Origin of the sequence: Corynebacterium nasicanis (genome assembly GCF_042658165.1) — a bacterium.
GTDB classification, from domain to species: Bacteria; Actinomycetota; Actinomycetes; order Mycobacteriales; family Mycobacteriaceae; genus Corynebacterium; species Corynebacterium nasicanis.
Genome location: NZ_JBHSQE010000004.1, coordinates 53,334 through 73,004 on the forward strand (window position 1 = coordinate 53,334; position 19,671 = coordinate 73,004).

Below are 19,671 nucleotides of genomic sequence, written 5' to 3' on the forward strand. Positions count from 1 at the left end.
ACGCACAAAATCGGCCACAATGGGGGATGTGACTGACTTCCATGCCGATTCCGCCTCCTCCGAGGACCTCCTCGTCGATTTCCGTGACGTGACCTTCAAACGCGGGGGACGTAACCTCGTCGGCCCTGTCACCTGGCAGGTGGAACTGGATGAGCGGTGGGTGATCATCGGCCCCAACGGCGCCGGCAAGACCACCCTCATCCGGATGGCCGCGGCGGAGGAGTTCCCCAGCACGGGACGCGCCTTCGTCATGGGCGAGCAGCTGGGCCGCACCGACATGCGCGATCTGCGCGCCTCCATCGGCGTGTCCTCCTCGGCGCTGGGTAACCGCATCCCGCCGGACGAGAAGGTGGGGGACCTGGTCGTCTCGGCCGGCTACGCCGTGCTGGGCCGGTGGCGGGAGGAGTACGAGGAGATCGATTTCGAGCAGGCCAACGAGATCCTCGACCAGGTCGGCGCCTATCACCTGCAGGACCGCACGTGGGGCACGCTCTCCGAGGGCGAGCGCAAGCGGGTGCTCGTGGCGCGCGCGCTCATGACCAACCCGGAGCTGCTCATCCTCGACGAGCCGGGCGCGGGCATGGATCTCGGGGGCCGCGAGGACCTCGTCGGCTACCTCGGGGATCTGGCGATGGATCCGGACGCCCCGGCCATCGTCATGATCACCCACCACGTGGAGGAGATCCCCTTCGGCTTCACCCACGCCATGCTTCTCGACGACGGCGAGGTGGTCGCCCAGGGCCTCATCAACACCGTGCTCACCAGCGAGAACCTCTCGCGGGCCTTCCATCAGCCCATCGAGGTCTCGCGGATCGGTGAGCGCTACTTCGCCCGCCGTTCCCGGCGCCGTCCGGCGCACCGCGCGCCCCGGGGGTGAGCGGACGTGACCCAACGCAACGCGCCCACCGGCTATCAGCAGGCCCGCCTGTCCACCACCATCATCCTCGTCCGGGATTCCGAGCAGGGACTGCAGGTGTGGGCGCAGGAGCGGGTCTCCACCATGCGCAACTACCCCGGCATGACCGTCTTTCCCGGCGGCGGCGTCGACCACCGGGATTTCCCCTCCGGCACGTGGGACACCGATGACCAGTGGACGGGGGAGCCCGTCGAGGCGCTCGCCGGGCGGCTGGGCCTGAGCCCCGAGCAGACCCACGCGGTGGTCTTCGCCGGGGTGCGCGAGCTCTTCGAGGAGACGGGCACGCTGCTGGCCGTCCACGGCGATGGTCGCCCCATCACCGACGTCACCCCCTATCACCAGGACCGCGTCGACCTCATCTCCCACCGGATCTCCCTCACGGACATGCTCACCCGCCGTGACCTGCGCGTCTGCTCCGACCTGGCGCGCCCCTGGGCCCGCTGGGTGGGGGGCTGGAAGGACCTGCACTGGTTCGACACCGTCTCCTTCGTCGCGGTCGCCCCGCGCGGCCAGTCCCCGGACGGCGACACCTCCGAGGCCGATGACGCCGGCTGGTTCCCTCCGCATCTGCTTCTCGACGGCTGGCGGCACGGCCTCGTCCGCCTCGCCATCCCGACGTGGGCGCAACTGAGCTTCCTCGCGCAGTTCCCCACCGCCGCCGAAGCCCTGGCGGGGGCCGACGCCGCCGACCTCACCCCCGTGGTCGGCGACCCCGTCGACGATCCCCGCTTCGCGGAGTACTTCACCACCGCCTGGGTCGACCGGATCCGGCCCGAGTTCTGATGGCCTTCACCCACGAGGAGGTCGCGTTTCTCGCGGCCCACACCGACGACATCGCGGCCGCCACCGCTGACCTCACCTTCAGCCGCGCCAGCCTGCTGGAGGACGCCGCGGCCCTGCGCGCCCGCTTCGGCGACTTCGGCCGGGCGGTCGCGGAACTGGCCCAGGCGCGCCGTTCCGCGGGGGCCAACGGCAAGTTCCCCGCCGACTGGGTGACGGATCTCGACGCCGCCCAGCAGGCGACCCCGCAGGTGGTGGCCGCGCAACGCGCCGCCCGCCTGCGCCGCGTGCTCGGCGGGGACGCCCTCGTCCACGATGTGACGTGTTCGGTGGGGACGGAGGGGGCGTCGATAAGCGGTGCCTACCTGGGCAGCGACCTCGACCCCGTGCGCCTGGCGATGGCGCGGCACAACCTCGGCCCCGGTGCGTGGCTGGTGCGCGCCGACGCCACGCGGCCGGTGAGCAGGGGAGTCGACGCCGTGATCGCCGATCCGGCGCGCCGGGCCGGCGGGCGGCGCATCACCCACCCGGACCAGCTGCTGCCGCCGCTGCCGGAGCTTCTCGACGCCTGGTGCGGCACCGAACTCGCCGTGAAATGCGCCCCCGGCCTGGACTTCTCCGAGTGGGAGGGGCTGGTGAGCCTCGTGTCCGTCGACGGCGGCGTCAAGGAGGCGTGCCTGTACACCCCGGGGCTGAGCGAGGGGACGCGGCGCGAGGCGCTCATCATCACCGGAGGACACGTCGACCGGCTCAGCGACGCGCTGCCCGACGAGGTCGGCGCCGGCGACCCGGGGCGCTACCTCATCGACCCCGACGGCGCGGTGGTGCGCGCCGGGCTCGTGCGGCACTACGCGGCGCGGGAGGGGCTGTGGATGCTCGACGAGCGCATCGCCTACCTCACGGGCGACACCATCCCCGCCGGCCGCAGCGGTTTCCCCATCGAGGAGATCGTCCCGCTGAAGAAGCTCAAGGCCGCGCTGGCCGGGCGGGACATCGGCTCGCTGGAGATCCTCGTGCGGGGTGTCGACGTCGACCCGGATGCACTGCGCAAGAAGCTGCGGCTGCGGGGCACACGTGCCGGGGCGGTGGTGTGCACGCGAATCGGCACGCAGGGGGTGGCGATCGTGTGCGGCCCTCGCGAGCATAAAAACTAAGGGTGGCCTTGGTTGCGGGGGGTGGGCCTAGCGTAGACTCTCTGCAGACTTCCCCCACCCCGTAGAAAGGTGACTGCCGATGCCCGCGATCGTGGTACTCGTCAAGCATGTTCCGGACACCTGGTCCCGGAAGGCCCTCGAGGCCGACCACACCCTGGACCGCGTCAACGTCGACTCCGTCATCGACGAGATCAACGAGTTCGCCATGGAGCAGGCCCTGCAGCTGCGGGACGACCACCCCGAGGCCGGCTACCGCGTCATCGCCCTCACCATGGGCCCGGACGGGGCAGACGAGGCCCTGCGCAAGGCCCTGGCCATGGGCGCGGACGACGCCATCCACCTGCGTGACGAGGCACTCGCCGGCTCCGACCTGCTGGGCACCACCTGGGCGCTGAGCAACGCGATCAATACGGTCGAGGATGTCGCGCTCATCGTCGCCGGCAACGCCTCCTCCGACGGCGCCATGGGCGCACTGCCCGGCATGCTCGCCGAGTACCGCCTGCTCCCGGCCCTGACCGGCGTGCGCTCCGTGGCGCTCGACGGCCAGACGATCACCGCCGTGCGCGAGAGCGCCGCCGGCCGCCACGAGCTCTCCGCGCAGCTGCCGGCGATCATCTCGGTCACCGACAAGGCGCCCAAGCCGCGCTTCCCCAACTTCAAGGGGCTCATGGCGGCGAAGAAGCACGAGATCACCGTCCTCGACATCGCCGCCGTCGGCGTCGACGCCGCCCAGGTGGGCCTCGCGCATTCCGCCACCGCGGTCACCGCCGCCACGGCCCGCCCCGCGCGTACCGCCGGTGACGTCATCGGCGGCGCGGACGGGGCGGCCGCCGCCGCCCATGTGGCCGCGTACCTGGCCGACGAGAAGTTCCTCTGACCCCCTCGACCCCGTAATAGGAGCATGAGCATGTCCACTGTCTACGTCCTGGTCGAGCACGACGGTTCCCAGGTAGCCCCCGTCACCAACGAGCTCATCACGGCCGCCCGCCCGCTGGGCGAGGTCACCGCCGTGGTCGTCGGCGCCCCCGGTGTCGCCGCGGCGCTGGCCCCGGCCCTGGCTGCGGCGGGTGCCGCGGCCGTCGTCGCCGCCGAGGGTGCCGATGTCGCTGAGCGCCTCATCCTGCCGCAGGTCGACGCCCTGCAGACCCTCGCCGCCACCACCCCGGGCCCGATCGTCCTGCTCGCCGACGCCACCGGCAACGAGATCGCCGGTCGCCTCGCCGCCCGCCTGGCCTCCGGCGTGCTCTGCGATGTCGTGGGCATCAACGCCGACCGCACCGCGGCGCAGTCCGTCTTCGGCGACCAGCTGCAGGTCTCCGCCGCCGTCGGCGGGGCCTGCCCGATCTACACCGTGCGCCCCGGTGCGGTCGAGGCCGCCCCGGTCGCCGCCGCCGGCACCCTGAGCGCGTTGGCGCTGCCCGCCGCCACCGCCAAGGACGTCACCGTCACCGGCTTCACCCCGGCCGTGCGCGGCGACCGCCCGGAGCTGGCGGCGGCCTCGGTGGTCGTCGCCGCCGGGCGCGGGATCGGCTCCCGCGAGGGCATGGCCCTGGCCGAGGAGCTGGCGGACGCCCTCGGCGGGGCCGTCGGCGTCACCCGCGACATCGTCGACCTCGACTACTACGACGGCGCGTACCAGATCGGCCAGACCGGTGTCACCGTCTCCCCGGACCTCTACATCGGGCTCGGCGTCTCCGGCGCCATCCAGCACACCTCCGGCATGCAGACCGCGAAGAAGATCGTGGTGGTCAACAACGACGAGGACGCCCCCCTCTTCCAGATCGCCGACCTCGGTGTCGTAGGTGACCTCTTCGAGGTCGTCCCCGCGCTCATCGCCGAGATCAACGCCCGGAAGTAAGTGCGTCACTTCCTCGACCACGCGGCCACCTCGCCCATGCGGCAGGTGCCCGTCGACGCCTGGGTGGAGCACGCCGGGATGCTCAACCCGGGGGGTCAGTACGCCTCCGGCCGCGCGGCGCGCCGCGTGCTCGACGACGCCCGGGAGCTCATCGCGACGCTTCTCGACGCCGACCCGGTCGAGGTCATCTTCACCGCCTCCGGCACCGAGGCCGACAACCTCGCGGTGACCGGCCTGTACCGCGCCGCCGGGGGCGGGCGCGTCGTGGCCTCCCCGGTGGAGCACCCCGCGGTGCTCGAGCCACTCAAGGCCCTGAAGGCACTGGGGGCGGAGATCGAGTGGCTGCCGGTCACGGAGGGGCGCGTCACCGGCCTCGCGGCGCTGGACGCGCCGGCCGCCCTGGCCACGTGCATGTGGGCGAACAACGAGACCGGAATACTGCAGCCGGTGGAGGACATCGTGGCGCGGGCGGAAGCGGCGGGCACCCCGGTGCACATCGACGCCGTCCAGGTCGTCGGCCACCGGCCCGTCTCCTTCCGGGGATTGGGAGCCACCACCTTGGCAGCCAGCGCCCACAAGTTCGGCGGGCCGCGCAGCGGCGGGCTGCTGCTGGCGCGCCGTTCCCCGGCCCCCGCCCCGGTCCTGCACGGCGGGGGACAGGAGCGCGGGATCCGCCCGGGGACCCTGGACGTGGCCACCGCGGCCGCGACGGCGGCGGCGCTGCAGGAGGCCGTCGCCGAGATGGCCGCCGAGGAGACCCGTCTGGCCGGCCTGCGTGAGCGGCTCCGGGAGGGCATCCTCGCCCGGGTGGACGACGTCCTCGTGCACACCCGCGGCCCCGCGCTGGCGGGGCACCTCCACGTTTCCTTCCCGGGGGCGGAGGGCGACAGCCTCATCATGTTGCTCGACACCGCCGGCATCGAGGCCTCCACCGGTTCCGCCTGCGCGAGCGGGGTCAACCGGGCCAGCCACGTGCTGCTGGCCATGGGGGTGAGTGAGGCGGACACCCGCGGGGCCGTGCGTTTCACGCTGGGGCGGACGTCGACGGAGGAGGACGTCGACGCGGTGCTGGCGATCATCGAGGAGACGGTGGCGCGGGCGCGGCTCGCGGGCATGGCCGGCTGAGGCGCATGTTATTTGTGTGAATGATGTGACGGGTGGGGTCTGGTGGGTTATGTTGAGAGCCATGCGTGCCCTCACCCGCCTCAGCTCCCTGCTCACGGCCACCGCACTGGCCTGCACCCTCGTGGCCTCCCCGGCCGCCGCGTTCTCCTCGACCGCGCCCTCCGGCGTCGACGTCTCCGGGCACCAGCGCGACGCCGGGGCCATCCGCTGGCCCGAGGTCGCCGCCTCCGGGCAGAAGTTCGCCTTCGTCAAGGCCACCGAGGGGGAGGGCTGGGTGAACCAGCACTACCTCGAGGACGTGCAGGCCGCGCACCAGGCCGGCCTCCTCGTGGGTACCTACCACTACGCGCGCCCCGCCGGGGACGCCCGCCGCCAGGCGGCCCACTACGCAGCCACCCTGGCCACGGCCCCCCAGCATTCGCTGCCCCCGGTTCTCGACATCGAGGTCGCCGAGGACCGCGACCCGGCGCAGCTGCAGGCCTGGGTCCGTGACTTCCTCGACGAGACGCAGCGCCTCACCGGCCGGACCCCCATGGTGTACACCTACCGCTACTTCTGGCGCGAGCACCTCGCTGACACCCGGGAGTTCTCCCAGTTCCCGCTGTGGCTGGCGGCCTACCAGAACCAGCGCCCCGACCCCGTCGGCGGCTGGGACGCCCTGACCTTCTGGCAGCGCTCCGACACCGGGCGCGTCCCCGGTATCGAGGGACACGTGGACCTCAACCTCTTCAATGGCACGGAGGCCCAGCTCGGTGACTTCGTCGCCGGACGCGCCGTCGACCTCGGCACCACCGGCCCGCTGGTGGCGCCGGACCACGAGATCCTCGAAACCCTCGGCGGGGACAACGCCGCGCTGGCCGGTCTCATCCTCGCCGCCCAGAGCGGGATCCTCCCGCCGGGTGCCCTCGAGCAGGCCGCCGCGCAGCTGGGCATCGAACCCGTGCTGGTCAACGAGATCAGCGGCCGCGTCGGGGAGCTCATGGCCACCGGCCAGCTGCCCGTTGAGGACCTGCAGGTCATGGTGGACAACCCCGACTACAGCATCGGCGACCTGCTCATTCTCCTGGCGAACGCTGGCTGAGCGACCACACCCGCGCGGGGGGTGATCATGGGCGGGTCCCCGGACGGAGGGCGTCAGATTGGGTGAGTGCCACCCGGTACCCGAGGACATTGAGGACATCGAGGACCCGGAGCAGAGTGTCTAGCCGGAGGCTAGGATTGCCCCGTTTCGATGTCCCTGAAGAGCCGTTCGGACACCTCGCAGACAGCGAAGAGGTCGCGCTGTCGCAGGCCGGGTTCCTCTCGTCGCGTGCGCGCAGCTGTTCCGCTGTCCTCCGGTGTCATGCCCACTCCTCTTGGGTCCGGCACGATCGTGCCGCTGGTGCTCCGGCCGGCCCGCCCGCCGGGCTGACCTCAACGATCGGGAACAGCTGCGTCCTGGGGAAACGCGGAACCGACGTCAGCCCGGCGGGAGGTCGGGGCCGGGGGCGGGGTCGGAGAGGGTGCGGGGCGGGGTGGCGTCGATAAGCGCGCGGGTCCAGCGCTCGTCCTTGTACTGGGCGGGCACGGCCCCGCCGAGCAGCACCCGGGCCAGCTGGGCAGCCTCGCGGGACCCCTCGGCGGGCAGCTCGGTGTCGGAGCCGATGAGGATCATGTTGCCGTAACGACGCCCCTTGAGCATCGGGGGATCGGCGATGACCGCGACATGCCGGAACACCTGCGTCATGCCCGCCAACTCCGTCTTCGAACCCAGCAGGCTGGAGTAGTCGCCGCAGTTGGACACGTACAACCCGCCCGGGGTGAGGGCGGAGTGGACGGCGCGGAAGAACTCCGGGGTCGTCAGGTCGAGGGGGGTGCGGTTGCCGGAGAAGACATCGCGGATGATGATCTCCCGGCTGCAGGGGTAGAAACCCCGGGTGACCTCGCCAGCCTCGCCGACGCGGATCTTCACCGTCGGGGCGCGCGGGATGTCGAACCAGTCGCGGACGTAGCCGGCGAGCTTGGCGTCGAGTTCCACGACCGTGTGGCGGGACTGCGGCCACAGGTGGGCGAAGTAGCGGGCCAGGGAGCAGGCCGCGCCGCCGAGGTGCGTCACCCGGAGTGTGGCGGGATCGAAACGGGCCGCTGTCTGCTGCTCGACGATGGCGGCGATCCAGCGCATGTACTCGAATTCGAGGACGTCCGGGCGGCCGATCTGCACGTGGGAGCTGGGCACCCCGTTGATCATGAGGGTCCAGGCGTCCGGCAGAAACGTGTCGGGGACGAGTTCGGCGGTGCCGGTGGAGATCTCGTAGGTGCCGGGTGCGGCGGCGGTGGTGCTCTGGGGTGTCCTGCGTGATCGGGCCATGTCTGGACATGGTAGCCGCTGGGGTCAGAGGCGGACGATGACCGCCCCCAGCGCATCGAAGGCGTAGCAGGAGGAGGCGCGCAGCGGATCGAGGGTGGAGCAGTTGACGGCCTCGAGGGTCCCCACCGCCGCCTCCCGCGCGCGCAGGAACCCGACCCAGGCGGCGTGCTCCTCGGTCAGCTTGAAGCCGCTGGAACCGACATCGTCGCCGAAGACGCTGTGCGGCGTGTGCACGAAGTCCTGGGCGTGCGCGGTGGGGGCGACGGTGAGGGCGGCAACCAGGACGGCGGGCAGGAGGCGTCGAAAAGCGTTCATGGGGGCCAGCCTAGTTTCGGGAATAGCCGCGCGGGCGATTACGCTGCACCTCTGAGAGAGGGAGGACACATGCGCGTACTGGCAGCGATGAGTGGCGGCGTCGATTCGGCGGTCGCCGCCGCGCGGATGGTGGAGGCGGGCCATGACGTCGTCGGGGTCCACCTGGCGCTGTCGCGTGACCCGCAGACGGTGCGTGAGTCCTCCCGCGGCTGCTGCTCGCTGGAGGATTCGGCCGATGCGCGTCGGGTGTGCGACGCCTTGGGCATCCCCTTCTATGTGTGGGATTTCTCGGATCGCTTCCAGGCGGATGTCATCGATGATTTCGTCGATTCCTACGCGCGGGGCGAGACCCCCAACCCCTGCCTGCGCTGCAACGAGAAGATCAAGTTCGCCGCGCTGCTCGACCGCGCCGTGGCGCTCGGTTTCGACGCCGTGGCCACCGGCCATTACGCGCTCATCGACGATTCCGGTCACCTGCGCCGCAGTGTCGATCCCGCGAAGGACCAGTCCTATGTCCTCGGCGTGCTCACCCGCGCCGAGCTCGACCGCTGCCTGTTCCCGGTGGGGGACACGGAGAAGCCGGAGATCCGCGCGGAGGCCGCCCGCCACGGTTTCTCGGTGGCGAAGAAGCCCGACTCCTATGACATCTGCTTCATCCCGGACGGCAACACCCAGGCGTTCCTGGGCGCGCGGATCGGGTTGCGCCCCGGGATGGTGGTCGACACCTCTGGCCGGGAGTTGCGCGCGCACGACGGTGCCTGGAACTTCACCATCGGCCAGCGCAAGGGGCTGGACCTGCGCGACCCCGCCGCCGACGGCCGCCCCCGCTATGTCACGGACATCGACGCCGGTACCGGCACCGTCACCGTCGGACCCCGCGCGGCGCTGTCCGTCGGGGTCATCCACGCCGACCGCCTCAAGGTGCTGCACCCGGACATGACGGGGGAGTTCGACGCGCACGTGCAGGTCCGCGCCCACGGCGGGGTGGTGGCCTGCCGCGCGGTCGTCACGGGCGATGCCATGACGCTCACGCTGGCCGAGCCGTTGCAGGGTGTGGCCCGTGGGCAGGCCGCCGTGCTCTACCTGCCGGACCCGGACGGGCAGGGCGATGTCGTGCTCGGCTCGGGCACGATCTGCGGAACGGAGTCACTGTGACCGCCTACGGCCTCGGCCCCCTGCCGGGCACCTCGCTTCTCGACGCCGCCGACGTCGTCCTCTCCGAGACCGGCGACCTCCCGCACGTCCCCGACCTGCCCGCCCGCGGCCTCGGCGCCGACGGGGTGGGCCGCACCGCCGCGCTCCTGGAGGCCGTGAGCGTCGACCGCGGGCCGCGCTCGTGGATCATGACGGATCGCCCGCAGCTGCTCACCCGCCGCACCCGGGATCTGCTCGAGCGCGATCTCGACACCCTGGAGGAGGCGTGGGGCACCCGCGTGCCGGAACTGAAGGTGCAGGTCACCGGACCGTGGACCCTGGCGGCCTCGATTGAGCTGGCCAGCGGGCATCGCGTCATCACCGATTCCGGGGCGCTGCGCGATCTCAGCGAGGCCCTCGTCGCAGGCGTCAACGCCCACGCGGCGGAACTGGCGCGCCGCTTCGCCGCGGACGTCATCGTCCAGCTCGACGAACCCCTGCTGCCCGACATCGCCGCCGGCCTGCCGGGCGTCACCCGCTTCAACCCCATCCGTCCGGTCCACCCGAAGGACCTCGGCGACAGGCTCGCCGGAGTGGTCGCGGGTCTCGACGTCGAGCGGGTCCTGCTCAACCAGACCGGCTACGCGCCGCTGTGGGAGGTGGCCCGCAGCAGCGGAGCCGATACCGTGCTGGTGACCCTCGACCAGGTGCAGGGGACCGCCCACTTCGACGGTCTCGGCCACACCGTCAGCGCGGGCGTGCGCCTCGGCCTCGGGGTCACCGGGCCGGGGGATGTGGTCGATGAGCTGCGGCAACGCCCCCGCGAACGGGCGGTGGCCGTGGCGCGCTTCTGGGAGCAGCTCGGCCTCGATCCGCAGTGGCTCAGCGAGCGGGTCGACATCCATCCCCGCGCCGGGTTCCCCACCGGGCCGCTTCTCGACGCCGCCGGCGCCTACGCCATGGCCCGCGTCGTCGACCACATGCTGCGCACGGACGCCGGCGATCTCTAACCCAGGTCGCCGGTGAGGTGGTGCTGGAGTACCGGTCCCAGGATGCCCACCAGCTGCGCGCTCGCCACCGCGGACATCCGCGGGGCGGGGAGGAACTTGCGCATCGTCACCGCCCCGATGAGGCAGGACAGGGCCAGTTCGACGCGGAGCTCCGGCTCGTCCACCCCTTCGTCCGCCAGGCGGGCGCGGACGTGGCGCCAGATGGCGGAATCGATGAGCGGCAGCATCCGGTCGGGGGTGTCGTCGAGGACCGAGCGCAGCTGGGCGAGCATGCCCGCACCCTCCGGGGTGTCCCAGGCGTGGACGAAGGTCCGGGCGACGGCGGAGCCGAGACGCTCGAGGGGGGCGTCGCGAAGCGGGGCGAGCAGGGCCTCGGGAGGGAGGGGGAGGTCCGTCGCGGCGTCGAAAAGCCCCTGCTTGTTGCCGAAGTAGTGGGGGATGAGCGCCACATCGCAGCCGGCCTCCGCGGCCACGGCGCGCAGGGTCGTGCCGTTGAAGCCGTGGAGCGCGAAGAGGGTGCGGGCGGCGGTGAGGATCCGCTGGCGCGAGGCCGGGTTGTCGCTCATCGGGTTCTCCGGGGCATGGTGGTGGCGGCCACGGCGAGGAATCCGAGCGCGAAGGCGAGGCAGGTGGCGGCGTCGCGGGCGACGGCGGCCTCGACGCCCGAGCGGGCCGCCGCCGTGACGGCGTCGACGGCGTAGGACAGAGGCATGGCGTGGGAGATCCACCGCAGCACGTCGGGGAGTCCGTCGCGGGGGATGAGCAGCCCGCACAGGAGGATCTGCGGGATGATGAGCACCGGCATGAGCTGCACCGCCTGGAATTCCGAGCGGGCGAAGGCGGAGCCGAGCAGGCCCAGCGACAGCCCCGTCACCCCGGTGATCCCCGCGATGAGCGTGATCGCCCAGCCGGGGGCCTCGGTCTGCACGTCCATGAAGACGACCATGACCGTGACGAGGATGACCGACTGCACCACCGCCAGCAGCCCGAACGCCAGCGCGTAGCCGCCGATGAGGTCCCCGCGGTGCAGGCGCGTCGTCCACAGGCGCTCGAGGGTGCCGTTGGCGCGTTCGCGCTGCATGGTCACCGAGGAGACGATGAACATCAGCGACATCGGCAGGATGACCGTCATCACCACCGCGACGAAGGAGAACAGCCGCGGGTTGCCCTCGTAGATGAAGTAGAAGAGGGTGAGCAGCAGCGGGGGCACGACGAGCAGCATCGCCAGGGAGCGGGGATCGGCGCGCAGCTGCCGCAGGACGCGGGCGGTGGTGGACAACAGCAGGGAGGGGTTCATCGGGGGCTCCGCTCTTGGTGCTCAGGGTGCTCGGGGTGCTCATGCTGCTCGATGATGGCGAGGAAAGCGTCCTCGTAGCTGCGCGTGCCGGTGCCCGCGAGCAGATCGGCGGGGGCGCCCTCCCACAGGAGGCGGCCGGCGCGCAGGAGGATGAGGTGGTCGCAGTGCCCGGCCTCCTCCATGACGTGGCTGGAGACGAGCAGCGTGCGCCCGGCGGCGGCGAGGCCGCGGAAGGTCTCCCACAGTTGGGCGCGGATGACGGGGTCGAGGCCGACGGTGGGTTCGTCCATGATGAGCAGCTCGGGGTCGCCGACCAGGGCGGCGCCGAGGGAGGCCCGGCCGCGTTGGCCGCCGGAGAGGTCGGCGACCCGGTTCTCGTGGACCGCCGCCAGGCCGAGGGTGTCCAGGAGCCCGGGATCCACCCGTCCGCCGGCCAGCCGGGCGAAGTAGGCGAGGTTCTCATCGATGCTGAGCTCGGGGTAGAGGCTGGGGGACTGGGTGACGTAACCGAGCCGCCCGCGTAGCGCCGGGCTGCCGGCGGGGGAGTCGAGGACGCGCAGATCGCCGCTGTGGTGTTGGAGTCCGGCGATGCAGCGCATGAGGGTTGTCTTGCCGCAGCCGGAGGGGCCGAAGAGTCCGGTGATGGATCCGGTGGCAATGTGCAGGTCGAGCCCCTGCAGCACCTCGACGCGGCGGCGTCGGGAGCCGAGGCTCACCCGCAGGTCACGGGATTCAACAGCTGTTGAATGGGGCATGGCTCCAGTACACACCCACCCCGCCGCGCTGTCAACAGGGGGCGGGGATAGCATGGGGCGAAATGAGCACTCGACCACCCGCCGGCCCCGCCTGGGCCGGTTCCCTCATGGGCACCTCCATCGCGGCGACCCTCTCGCTCGCGCACGGGCTCGTCTGGCCCGGGCGTGCCCTCCTGGTCGTGGCCACCGCGCTGCTGCTCACCTTCCTCCTCGGCTGGCTGCGCCACCGCAACCCCGGCTTCGGACAGAAGTTCATGGCCCCCTGGGGCATGGTGTCGATGGGGATCATGGCGCTGGGCACCGCCTGGACCACCGCCACCGGCAACGTCGCCCCGCAGCTGCTCGCCTGGCTGGTCGGCATGCCGCTCGGGGTGGTCACGTGCCTGTGGCAGATGCGGCGTTTCACCGGCGCCCCCACCTTCCTCTGGGGGCTCGGACCCGTCGCCCCCATGGTCGCCGCCACCTCCGGCGGGCAACTCGCGTCACTGCTCCCGGAGCCCTGGGGGCCGCCTGTCGAGGCCGTGGCGCTGGGCTGCTTCCTCCTCAGCCTGCTCACCGGCGTGCCCGTGTTCATCCGCGTCTTCGCCGCCCGCCCCCGCCTCCCCGCCGCCTTCGCCGGCACCGCCTGGATTCCGTTGGGCATCATCGGCCAGGCCACCGCCGCGGCCCACCTGCTTCTCGACGCCCCCCTCGCCCGCACCTTCGGCCTCACCGCCTTCGCGGTGGGCATCCCCCTGCTGCTCTTTGCCGCGGGTCACTTCTGGGGTCGCGCCGTGCGCCGCTGGGCGGACTACGTCCCGGCCTGGTGGGGCTCGACCTTCCCGGCCGGCACCCTGTCGCTGGGTGCCGCCGCCCTCGGCTGGCCGCAGCTGAGCGCGGCTTTCCTCGGGCTGCTGCTCGTGCACTGGGTGTTGTGCGTGGCCCGCTTCGCCACCCGCTAGCCCTACCTCTTAGCCCTGCATCGGCCAGGCGGTGCTGACGTCGGAGGCGTCCTTGCCCTGCCCCTGCAGGTACTTCGCCAGCTCCACCTGCCGATCGTGGTGGCCCACGGCCTGGAACTCCATGAGCTCGCCCACGTCCATCCGCGTCAGCTCGGGCCACTGCCGGGCCTGCTTCCAGGCGATCCGCGCGGCGGCGAGCGCATCGGAGGTGGCCTCGTGGGCGTTGCTCAATTCGACCCCGTAATGCGCGGACATGGCGCCGAGGTTGCGCTTGCCGCGGCGGTAGGGGTCCTTCACCCGGTCGACCACGTAGGGGTCGAACACCGGCCCGGTGACCACGAAATCGCCGGTGAGCTGGCGCAACACGGTGAGGTCATAGCAGGCGTTGTACACCACGAGGGTGAGCCCGTCCGCCCAGGCCTGCTGGATGGCGGCCACGGTGTCGGCGAGCACCTCATCATGCGGGCGCCCCTCCGCGCGGGCCTTCTCCGTGGTGATGCCGTGGATGCGCGCGGCCTCCGCGGGAATCTCCACCCCCGGGTCCGCCAGGTGCTCGACGGCGTCGACCTGGCGGCCGTCGATCCGCACGAGCGCCGAGGTGACGATGCGTGCCTCCTGCGGGAAGCGGGAGGTGGTCTCGAGGTCGAAGGAGAGCATGCGGGCGGCATCAAATCCGGTCATGGCTAACACCCTAGACCGCCCACCTGACATGACTCACTCGCGCCGGGGAAACACCTGGTGGGCCCCGGTTCCGGCGCGGATCCGGACGCGCCCGCACAGCAGGGCTAGAATCGGCCCGGTGACTGAGCCTGTTTCTGAGCCTGTGATTGACCCGGATCTGCGTCGCCAGTGGAACGACCTGGCCGAGGAGGTCCGCCGCCACCGCGACCTCTACTACAACGAACAGCCGGAGATCCCCGACGCCGACTTCGACGCGCTCTTCCGGCAGCTCCAGCAGCTGGAGGAGGAGCACCCGGAGCTGGCCGTCCCGGACAGCCCCACCATGGAGGTCGGCGCCCCCGCGCTGGCCGGATCCACCTTCGACAACGTCGCGCACCTCGAGCGCATGATGAGCCTCGACAACGTCTTCGACGAAGACGAGCTGCGCGACTGGCTCGCCCGCACGCCGTCGGAGACCTACCTCACCGAGCTGAAGATCGACGGACTGTCGCTCTCCCTCGTTTACCGCGACGGCGTGCTGGAACGCGCCGCCACCCGCGGGGACGGGCGCGTCGGCGAGGACGTCACCGCGAATGCGCGGGTCATCGGGGACATCCCGCACGAGCTCAGCGGCACCGACATCCCCGCGCTCCTGGAGGTCCGCGGCGAGGTGTTCATCGCCCTCGAGGACTTCGCCGAGGTCAATGAGTTACGCCAGGCCGAGGGAGGCAAACCCTTCGCCAACCCCCGCAACGCCGCCGCCGGCTCCCTGCGGCAGAAGAACCCGGATGACGTGCGCAAGCGCCGCCTGCGGATGATCGCCCACGGCATCGGCGCGCGCGAGGGTTTCTCCCCCGCCACCCAGCACGAGGCCTATGCGGCTCTCGCGGCCTGGGGTCTGCCCGTCAGCCCTTATACCGCCCAGGTCCATTCGGCGGACGAGGTGGTGGCCAAGGTCCGCCACTGGGCCGAGCACCGCCACGACGCCGCCCACGAGATGGACGGTCTGGTGATCAAGGTCGACTCCTACGCGGAGCAGCGCGCCCTCGGCGCCACCTCCCGCGCGCCGCGCTGGGCGATCGCCTTCAAGTACCCGCCGGAGGAGGTCACCACCACGCTCGTCGACATCCAGGTCGGCGTCGGCCGCACCGGGCGCGTCACCCCCTTCGCCATCATGGAGCCCGTGTTCGTCGCCGGCTCGACCGTGTCCATGGCCACCCTGCACAACCAGACCGAGGTCAAGCGCAAGGGCGTGCTCATCGGTGACACCGTGGTCATCCGCAAGGCCGGGGAGATCATCCCGGAGGTGCTGGGCCCGGTCGTCGAGAAGCGCGACGGCAGCGAGCGCGAATTCCTCTTCCCCACGTTGTGCCCCTCCTGCGGCACGCGGCTGGCGCCGCAGAAGGAGGGCGACGCCGACTGGCGCTGCCCCAACACCCGCTCCTGCCCGGCGCAGCTCTCCTCCCGCCTCACCTACCTCGCCGGGCGCGGCGCCTTCGACATCGAGGCGCTGGGGGAGAAGGGGGCCCAGGACCTCATCCGGACCGGGATCCTGCAGGACGAATCCGGGCTTTTCGATCTCAGCGCCGCCGACCTCGCGGCATCCCAGGTCTACACCACCAAGGCCGGCAAGGTGAACGCCTCCGGCGAGAAACTGCTGGCCAACCTCGCCACTGCCCGGCACACCGACCTGTGGCGCGTTCTCGTCGCGCTGTCGATCCGGCACGTCGGCCCCACCGCCGCCCGCGCCCTGGCCGGCCGCTACCGCTCCCTGCCCGCGCTTATCGACGCCCCCGTCGAGCACATCGCCGAGACCGACGGCGTCGGCCTCATCATCGCCGAGTCCTTCAAGAACTGGTTCGAGGTGGACTGGCACCGGGAGCTCGTGGAGAAGTGGGCCGCCGCCGGGGTGACGATGGAGGAGTCCGGCGACGACCGGGCCGAGCAGACCCTCGAGGGCCTGACCATCGTGGTCACCGGCTCGCTGGAGGGCTTCACCCGCGACGGGGCGAAGGAGGCCATCCTCTCCCGCGGCGGGAAGGCCTCCGGCTCGGTGTCGAAGAAGACCTCCTATGTGGTCGTCGGCGAGAATGCCGGTTCCAAGGAGACGAAGGCCCGGGAGCTGGGGCTGCCCATCCTCGACGAGGCCGGGTTCGTGCGCCTGCTGGAGACCGGCGAGGTGTAGGTGGTCCCAGGTCACCGTCTCGTCGGCAGGAGGGCCGCCACCAGGTAGACCAGGCCCGCTATCGGCGGCAACAGGACGCCGATGATGTTGATGGCGCCGTCGCTGCGGCTCGGGTCCAGGGCCCACAGCACCAGCCAGGATCCCCAGCCGAGGAGGCCGATGAGGCCGGCCGCGGTGGCCACCCACACCGTTGCGATAGGCCCGTTGCGGACGAGGACCACACCGCCGACCGCGAGAGCCGCGAGCACCCCGAGAACCGCAAGCAGCATGACGTCGACGCGAGAGGTCAGCAGCAGGACGGCGAAGAGGGCGGCGTGAAAAGCAGCAGCCAGGAAGAGGAGGGTACGCACGGGGGAGTCCTTTCTTCGGCAACAATATCGAGGCTACCCCGCCCCGCGTGCTACCGCATTTATGTGATGTGCATTACATTGGGAGTATGAAACCCCTATTCCGCACCCGCGCCCGGGGGGTGACGGCCGCGCTGGGAGCTGCGGCACTCGTCCTCACCGCCTGCGCCGAGGACGCCCCCGAGACCACTTCCGAGACGCCGACCACTACGACCACCACAACCACCACCTCCGCCGCGCATGCCGCCAGCGAGGTCACCACCATCACCTCCAGCAACTGCGAATTCGACGCGGCCCCGGCGGGGGAGGCGACCGGGGAGACCTCCGGAGGCAGTGACCGCGACATCACCACCAACCCCGAGATCGCCACCGGTTACCGCGCCGGGATGCAGGCCGTGGAGACGCAGAACTTCGCCGTCGCCACGGCCAATCCCGTCGCCACGCAGGCGGCCTGCGATGTGCTGCTCGCGGGTGGCTCCGCGGCCGATGCCGTCGTCACCGCGCAGTTCGTCCTGGGCCTGACCGAACCGCAGTCCTCCGGCCTCGGCGGCGGCGGATACATCCTCTACTACGACGCCGCCACGGGTGAGACCATCGCCATCGACGGCCGCGAGGTCGCACCTCTGGCCGCCGACGAAAACTACCTGCGCCACATTTCCGCCGAGGACCAGAGCGCCCCGGTCCCGGATGCGCGCCGTTCCGGGCGCTCCATCGGCGTACCCGGCATGGTCGCCGCCCTGGGAACCGTCCACGAGCGCTACGGCACCCGCGCGTGGGCGGAGAACCTCACTCCGGCCCGCGACCTCGCCGCCGAGGGCTTCGAGATCTCCCCGCGCATGGCCGCCTCCGTGGCCTCCGCCGCCGAGGACCTCGCCCGTGATCCGCAGGCCCGCGCCCATTTCCTCGACGAGGACGGGGACGCCAAGGAGGCCGGGACGATGCTGCAGAACCCGGATTATGCGGGGGTCGTCGATAAGCTCGCGAGCGAGGGGCCCGACGCCTTCTACACCGGCGAGATCGCGCAGGGCATCGTCGAGAGCGCAGCCGCGGACGCCGAAGGCATGACGCCCTCGCTCATGACCACCGCTGACCTGGCCGGATACACCCCCGTCGTCCACGAGGCCCTGTGCGCGCCCTACCGCGACACCCTCGTGTGCGGCATGCCTCCGTCCTCCTCAGGCGGCGTCGCGGTGCTCGAGACACTGCGGCTTCTCGACGCCCACGACCTCGCCCGGTACGCCCCGCGCGACGCCGGCCCCGACGGCGCGCTGCCCGCCCCCGAGGCGGTGCACCTCGTGGCAGAGGCCCAGCGCCTCGCCTACGCCGACCGCGACGCCTACATCGCCGACCCCGCCTTCACCGACATCCCCGGCGGCGTCGAGGCGTTCCTCTCCGACGGCTACATCGCGGAACGGGGAGCGCTCATCGACCCCGCCACCTCGATGGGCACCGCCCAGCCGGGCGAACTCGTCCCCGCGATGGCCCGCGGCGCCGACCTGCCGGAGCAGGGCACCACGCACATCAGCGTCATCGACGCCGAGGGCAACGCCGCCTCCGCCACCACCAGCATCGAGGCCGGATTCGGCTCCTTCCACATGACGCAGGGATTCCTGCTCAACAACCAGCTCACCGACTTCTCCACGGAGCCCGTCGGCGAGGACGGGCAGCCCGTGGCCAACCGCGTCGAGGCCGCCAAACGCCCGCGTTCCTCCATGTCCCCGCTGCTCGTCTTCGAGCGCGGCGATGACGGGGCCCCCGGCGACCTACGGATGGTGCTGGGATCCCCGGGTGGCTCGCTCATCATCCAGTACGTGACCAAGACGCTCATCAACATCGTCGACTGGGACATGAATCCGCAGCAGGCGGTCTCCGCCCCGAACTTCGGGGCCCGCAACACCCCGGAGACCGGCCTCGGCGGGGAACACCCCCTCCTGTCGGACGCGGACGACCTGGTCACCGCGCTCCAGGACCTCGGCCACGAGGTCAACGAGGACGACCAGTCCAGCGGACTCTCCGCCCTGGTGGTCACCGAACGCGGCATCATCGGCGGCGCCGACCCCCGCCGGGAGGGGATTGTGCTGGGAGGCTAGGCAGCGGGCGCGCCTCAGCTGAGGATGGCCCCGACGATGCGCCCGAGCTGCCCCAGGTGCGCGACCTCACTGGCCAGGAAGTCGGGGCCGCCGGTGCGCCCCACGACCAGCACCATGCCCGTCGACCCCAGCGGGGTGGCGGCCAGGGAGGAATCGAGGAGCCCCCAGGACTCGGGGATCCAGTCCTCGGTGTCCGGGTTGAGGATGCGGGCGACGCTGATGTCGATGTCCGTCGGGTGGGAGCCGTCATCCTCGGGGGCGGCCATGGACGCGGCGACGCGGGAGATCTCCTCGTCGGAGGCCTTGTCGTCGAGGACGATGGCCCAGGAGGCTGTCATGGAGCGGGGGGTGACGGTGACCAGTTCCTCCATGGCGCGGGGGATGTTCCGGGAGTGGGCCGCCACCTCGGCGAGCATCTGGATCTGCCCGCGGCGGTCGACGCGCCCGGAGAAGGGGCGGATGGAGTCGACCTCGACTCCGGGGATGGTGTCGGCGGCGGTGATGAGGGAATCCGCCATCGCGCCCTTGGGCAGGGAGACGACGATGTCGTCCATGACCGTGCCGTCGGAGAAGGCCTCGACGACGTCGACGGACTCGATGTTGCCGTCGACAAGCCCGATCGCCTCCGCGAGTTGTCCGAGGCTACCCGGGGTGTCGGGGAGCAGGACGCGGATGAGATAAGACATGAGGGCTGAGCCGACCTTTCGGAAACATATTGCACGGGAGTGATTTCAAGCATAGATAACATCACGTCCCG

At 71.4% G+C, this 19,671-nt stretch carries 20 protein-coding genes; 12 read left to right on the top strand and 8 right to left on the bottom strand.

What is annotated here, in order from left to right; all coding sequences use genetic code 11:
• Positions 1-19 precede the first annotated feature (19 nt).
• The 7 genes from ACFPUZ_RS06655 to ACFPUZ_RS06685 all read left to right on the top strand — a co-directional run bounded on the left by ACFPUZ_RS06655 (position 20) and on the right by ACFPUZ_RS06685 (position 6,914).
• Positions 20-877 carry an ABC transporter ATP-binding protein gene (locus ACFPUZ_RS06655; RefSeq protein ID WP_377001002.1) on the top strand — a complete coding sequence of 286 codons (858 nt, stop codon included), beginning with the start codon at positions 20-22 and terminating at the stop codon, positions 875-877.
• Between the two features lie 6 nt (positions 878-883).
• On the top strand, positions 884-1,699 hold the full coding sequence (locus ACFPUZ_RS06660; protein ID WP_377001003.1) for an NUDIX hydrolase: 816 nt from the start codon (positions 884-886) through the stop codon (positions 1,697-1,699).
• Positions 1,699-2,850: a THUMP-like domain-containing protein gene (locus ACFPUZ_RS06665; protein WP_377001004.1), complete on the top strand. Its 1,152-nt coding sequence runs from the start codon at positions 1,699-1,701 to the stop codon at positions 2,848-2,850. The genes ACFPUZ_RS06660 and ACFPUZ_RS06665 overlap by 1 nt, the downstream gene beginning before the upstream one ends.
• A gap of 79 nt (positions 2,851-2,929) precedes the next feature.
• A complete protein-coding gene (locus ACFPUZ_RS06670; RefSeq protein ID WP_377001005.1) occupies positions 2,930-3,727 on the top strand; it encodes an electron transfer flavoprotein subunit beta/FixA family protein in 798 nt (265 codons plus the stop codon).
• Between the two features lie 30 nt (positions 3,728-3,757).
• Positions 3,758-4,708, top strand: a complete 951-nt coding sequence (locus ACFPUZ_RS06675) for an electron transfer flavoprotein subunit alpha/FixB family protein (RefSeq protein ID WP_377001006.1) — start codon at positions 3,758-3,760, stop codon at positions 4,706-4,708.
• Positions 4,709-5,833: a cysteine desulfurase family protein gene (locus tag ACFPUZ_RS06680; protein WP_377001007.1), complete on the top strand. Its 1,125-nt coding sequence runs from the start codon at positions 4,709-4,711 to the stop codon at positions 5,831-5,833.
• Positions 5,834-5,894: 61 nt separating this feature from the next.
• Positions 5,895-6,914, top strand: coding sequence for a glycoside hydrolase family 25 protein (locus ACFPUZ_RS06685; protein ID WP_377001008.1), 1,020 nt, complete (start codon positions 5,895-5,897; stop codon positions 6,912-6,914).
• 378 nt (positions 6,915-7,292) lie between these two features.
• Here ACFPUZ_RS06685 and ACFPUZ_RS06690 read toward each other — a convergent pair whose 3' ends face one another.
• Together ACFPUZ_RS06690 and ACFPUZ_RS06695 are read right to left on the bottom strand one after the other, a co-directional pair.
• Entirely contained in the window at positions 7,293-8,180 is an 888-nt protein-coding gene (locus tag ACFPUZ_RS06690; protein WP_377001009.1) for a spermidine synthase, read from the bottom strand.
• A gap of 24 nt (positions 8,181-8,204) precedes the next feature.
• A complete protein-coding gene (locus ACFPUZ_RS06695; RefSeq protein WP_377001010.1) occupies positions 8,205-8,495 on the bottom strand; it encodes a hypothetical protein in 291 nt (96 codons plus the stop codon).
• Positions 8,496-8,564: 69 nt separating this feature from the next.
• Here ACFPUZ_RS06695 and mnmA point away from each other — a divergent pair, with 69 nt between their 5' ends.
• Together mnmA and ACFPUZ_RS06705 are read left to right on the top strand one after the other, a co-directional pair.
• A complete protein-coding gene (gene mnmA / locus ACFPUZ_RS06700; RefSeq protein WP_377001011.1) occupies positions 8,565-9,650 on the top strand; it encodes a tRNA 2-thiouridine(34) synthase MnmA in 1,086 nt (361 codons plus the stop codon).
• A complete protein-coding gene (locus tag ACFPUZ_RS06705) occupies positions 9,647-10,639 on the top strand; it encodes a uroporphyrinogen decarboxylase/cobalamine-independent methonine synthase family protein (RefSeq protein ID WP_377001012.1) in 993 nt (330 codons plus the stop codon). The genes mnmA and ACFPUZ_RS06705 overlap by 4 nt, the downstream gene beginning before the upstream one ends.
• On the opposite strand, the gene ACFPUZ_RS06710 is transcribed toward ACFPUZ_RS06705, so the two are convergent.
• From ACFPUZ_RS06710 to ACFPUZ_RS06720, 3 genes are read right to left on the bottom strand one after another with little or no spacing between them, the layout of a single operon-like run.
• A complete protein-coding gene (locus ACFPUZ_RS06710) occupies positions 10,636-11,205 on the bottom strand; it encodes a TetR/AcrR family transcriptional regulator (RefSeq protein ID WP_377001013.1) in 570 nt (189 codons plus the stop codon). The two genes, ACFPUZ_RS06705 and ACFPUZ_RS06710, sit on opposite strands and share 4 nt — an antisense overlap.
• Complete coding sequence (locus ACFPUZ_RS06715) at positions 11,202-11,936, bottom strand: ABC transporter permease (protein WP_377001014.1); 735 nt, start codon at positions 11,934-11,936, stop codon at positions 11,202-11,204. Before ACFPUZ_RS06715 ends, ACFPUZ_RS06710 begins: the two co-directional genes overlap by 4 nt.
• On the bottom strand, positions 11,933-12,691 hold the full coding sequence (locus tag ACFPUZ_RS06720) for an ABC transporter ATP-binding protein (protein ID WP_377001015.1): 759 nt from the start codon (positions 12,689-12,691) through the stop codon (positions 11,933-11,935). The genes ACFPUZ_RS06715 and ACFPUZ_RS06720 overlap by 4 nt, the downstream gene beginning before the upstream one ends.
• 62 nt (positions 12,692-12,753) lie before the next feature.
• On the opposite strand from ACFPUZ_RS06720, the gene ACFPUZ_RS06725 reads away from it, so the two are divergent.
• Positions 12,754-13,632 (top strand): SLAC1 family transporter, encoded by an 879-nt coding sequence (locus ACFPUZ_RS06725; protein ID WP_377001016.1) that lies wholly within the window; start codon positions 12,754-12,756, stop codon positions 13,630-13,632.
• A gap of 9 nt (positions 13,633-13,641) precedes the next feature.
• Here ACFPUZ_RS06725 and ACFPUZ_RS06730 read toward each other — a convergent pair whose 3' ends face one another.
• The gene (locus tag ACFPUZ_RS06730; RefSeq protein WP_377001017.1) at positions 13,642-14,313 is read right to left on the bottom strand and encodes a 3'-5' exonuclease; all 672 of its coding nucleotides are present in this window, start codon (positions 14,311-14,313) and stop codon (positions 13,642-13,644) included.
• Positions 14,314-14,455: 142 nt separating this feature from the next.
• On the opposite strand from ACFPUZ_RS06730, the gene ligA reads away from it, so the two are divergent.
• Positions 14,456-16,477: an NAD-dependent DNA ligase LigA gene (ligA, locus tag ACFPUZ_RS06735; protein ID WP_377001214.1), complete on the top strand. Its 2,022-nt coding sequence runs from the start codon at positions 14,456-14,458 to the stop codon at positions 16,475-16,477.
• Positions 16,478-16,488: 11 nt separating this feature from the next.
• Here the strand turns inward: ligA and ACFPUZ_RS06740 are convergent, their stop codons facing one another.
• Positions 16,489-16,827: a hypothetical protein gene (locus ACFPUZ_RS06740; protein WP_377001018.1), complete on the bottom strand. Its 339-nt coding sequence runs from the start codon at positions 16,825-16,827 to the stop codon at positions 16,489-16,491.
• Between the two features lie 86 nt (positions 16,828-16,913).
• Here ACFPUZ_RS06740 and ggt point away from each other — a divergent pair, with 86 nt between their 5' ends.
• Positions 16,914-18,914, top strand: coding sequence for a gamma-glutamyltransferase (gene ggt, locus ACFPUZ_RS06745; protein WP_377001019.1), 2,001 nt, complete (start codon positions 16,914-16,916; stop codon positions 18,912-18,914).
• Positions 18,915-18,928: 14 nt separating this feature from the next.
• Here ggt and ACFPUZ_RS06750 read toward each other — a convergent pair whose 3' ends face one another.
• Positions 18,929-19,600, bottom strand: coding sequence for an ACT domain-containing protein (locus tag ACFPUZ_RS06750; RefSeq protein ID WP_377001020.1), 672 nt, complete (start codon positions 19,598-19,600; stop codon positions 18,929-18,931).
• Positions 19,601-19,671: the final 71 nt, after the last annotated feature.

Bases quoted from the DNA above. Each gene is read 5' to 3' on its own strand.
- ACFPUZ_RS06725 (WP_377001016.1), top strand. From the start codon at position 12,754: ATGAGCACTCGACCACCCGCCGGCCCCGCCTGGGCCGGTTCCCTCATG.
- ggt (WP_377001019.1), top strand. From the start codon at position 16,914: ATGAAACCCCTATTCCGCACCCGCGCCCGGGGGGTGACGGCCGCGCTG.
- ACFPUZ_RS06690 (WP_377001009.1), bottom strand. From the start codon at position 8,180: ATGGCCCGATCACGCAGGACACCCCAGAGCACCACCGCCGCCGCACCC.
- ACFPUZ_RS06715 (WP_377001014.1), bottom strand. From the start codon at position 11,936: ATGAACCCCTCCCTGCTGTTGTCCACCACCGCCCGCGTCCTGCGGCAG.
- ACFPUZ_RS06655 (WP_377001002.1), top strand. From the start codon at position 20: ATGGGGGATGTGACTGACTTCCATGCCGATTCCGCCTCCTCCGAGGAC.
- ACFPUZ_RS06685 (WP_377001008.1), top strand. From the start codon at position 5,895: ATGCGTGCCCTCACCCGCCTCAGCTCCCTGCTCACGGCCACCGCACTG.
- ACFPUZ_RS06675 (WP_377001006.1), top strand. From the start codon at position 3,758: ATGTCCACTGTCTACGTCCTGGTCGAGCACGACGGTTCCCAGGTAGCC.
- ACFPUZ_RS06720 (WP_377001015.1), bottom strand. From the start codon at position 12,691: ATGCCCCATTCAACAGCTGTTGAATCCCGTGACCTGCGGGTGAGCCTC.
- ACFPUZ_RS06665 (WP_377001004.1), top strand. From the start codon at position 1,699: ATGGCCTTCACCCACGAGGAGGTCGCGTTTCTCGCGGCCCACACCGAC.
- ACFPUZ_RS06750 (WP_377001020.1), bottom strand. From the start codon at position 19,600: ATGTCTTATCTCATCCGCGTCCTGCTCCCCGACACCCCGGGTAGCCTC.
- ACFPUZ_RS06710 (WP_377001013.1), bottom strand. From the start codon at position 11,205: ATGAGCGACAACCCGGCCTCGCGCCAGCGGATCCTCACCGCCGCCCGC.
- ACFPUZ_RS06670 (WP_377001005.1), top strand. From the start codon at position 2,930: ATGCCCGCGATCGTGGTACTCGTCAAGCATGTTCCGGACACCTGGTCC.
- ACFPUZ_RS06730 (WP_377001017.1), bottom strand. From the start codon at position 14,313: ATGACCGGATTTGATGCCGCCCGCATGCTCTCCTTCGACCTCGAGACC.
- ACFPUZ_RS06695 (WP_377001010.1), bottom strand. From the start codon at position 8,495: ATGAACGCTTTTCGACGCCTCCTGCCCGCCGTCCTGGTTGCCGCCCTC.
- mnmA (WP_377001011.1), top strand. From the start codon at position 8,565: ATGCGCGTACTGGCAGCGATGAGTGGCGGCGTCGATTCGGCGGTCGCC.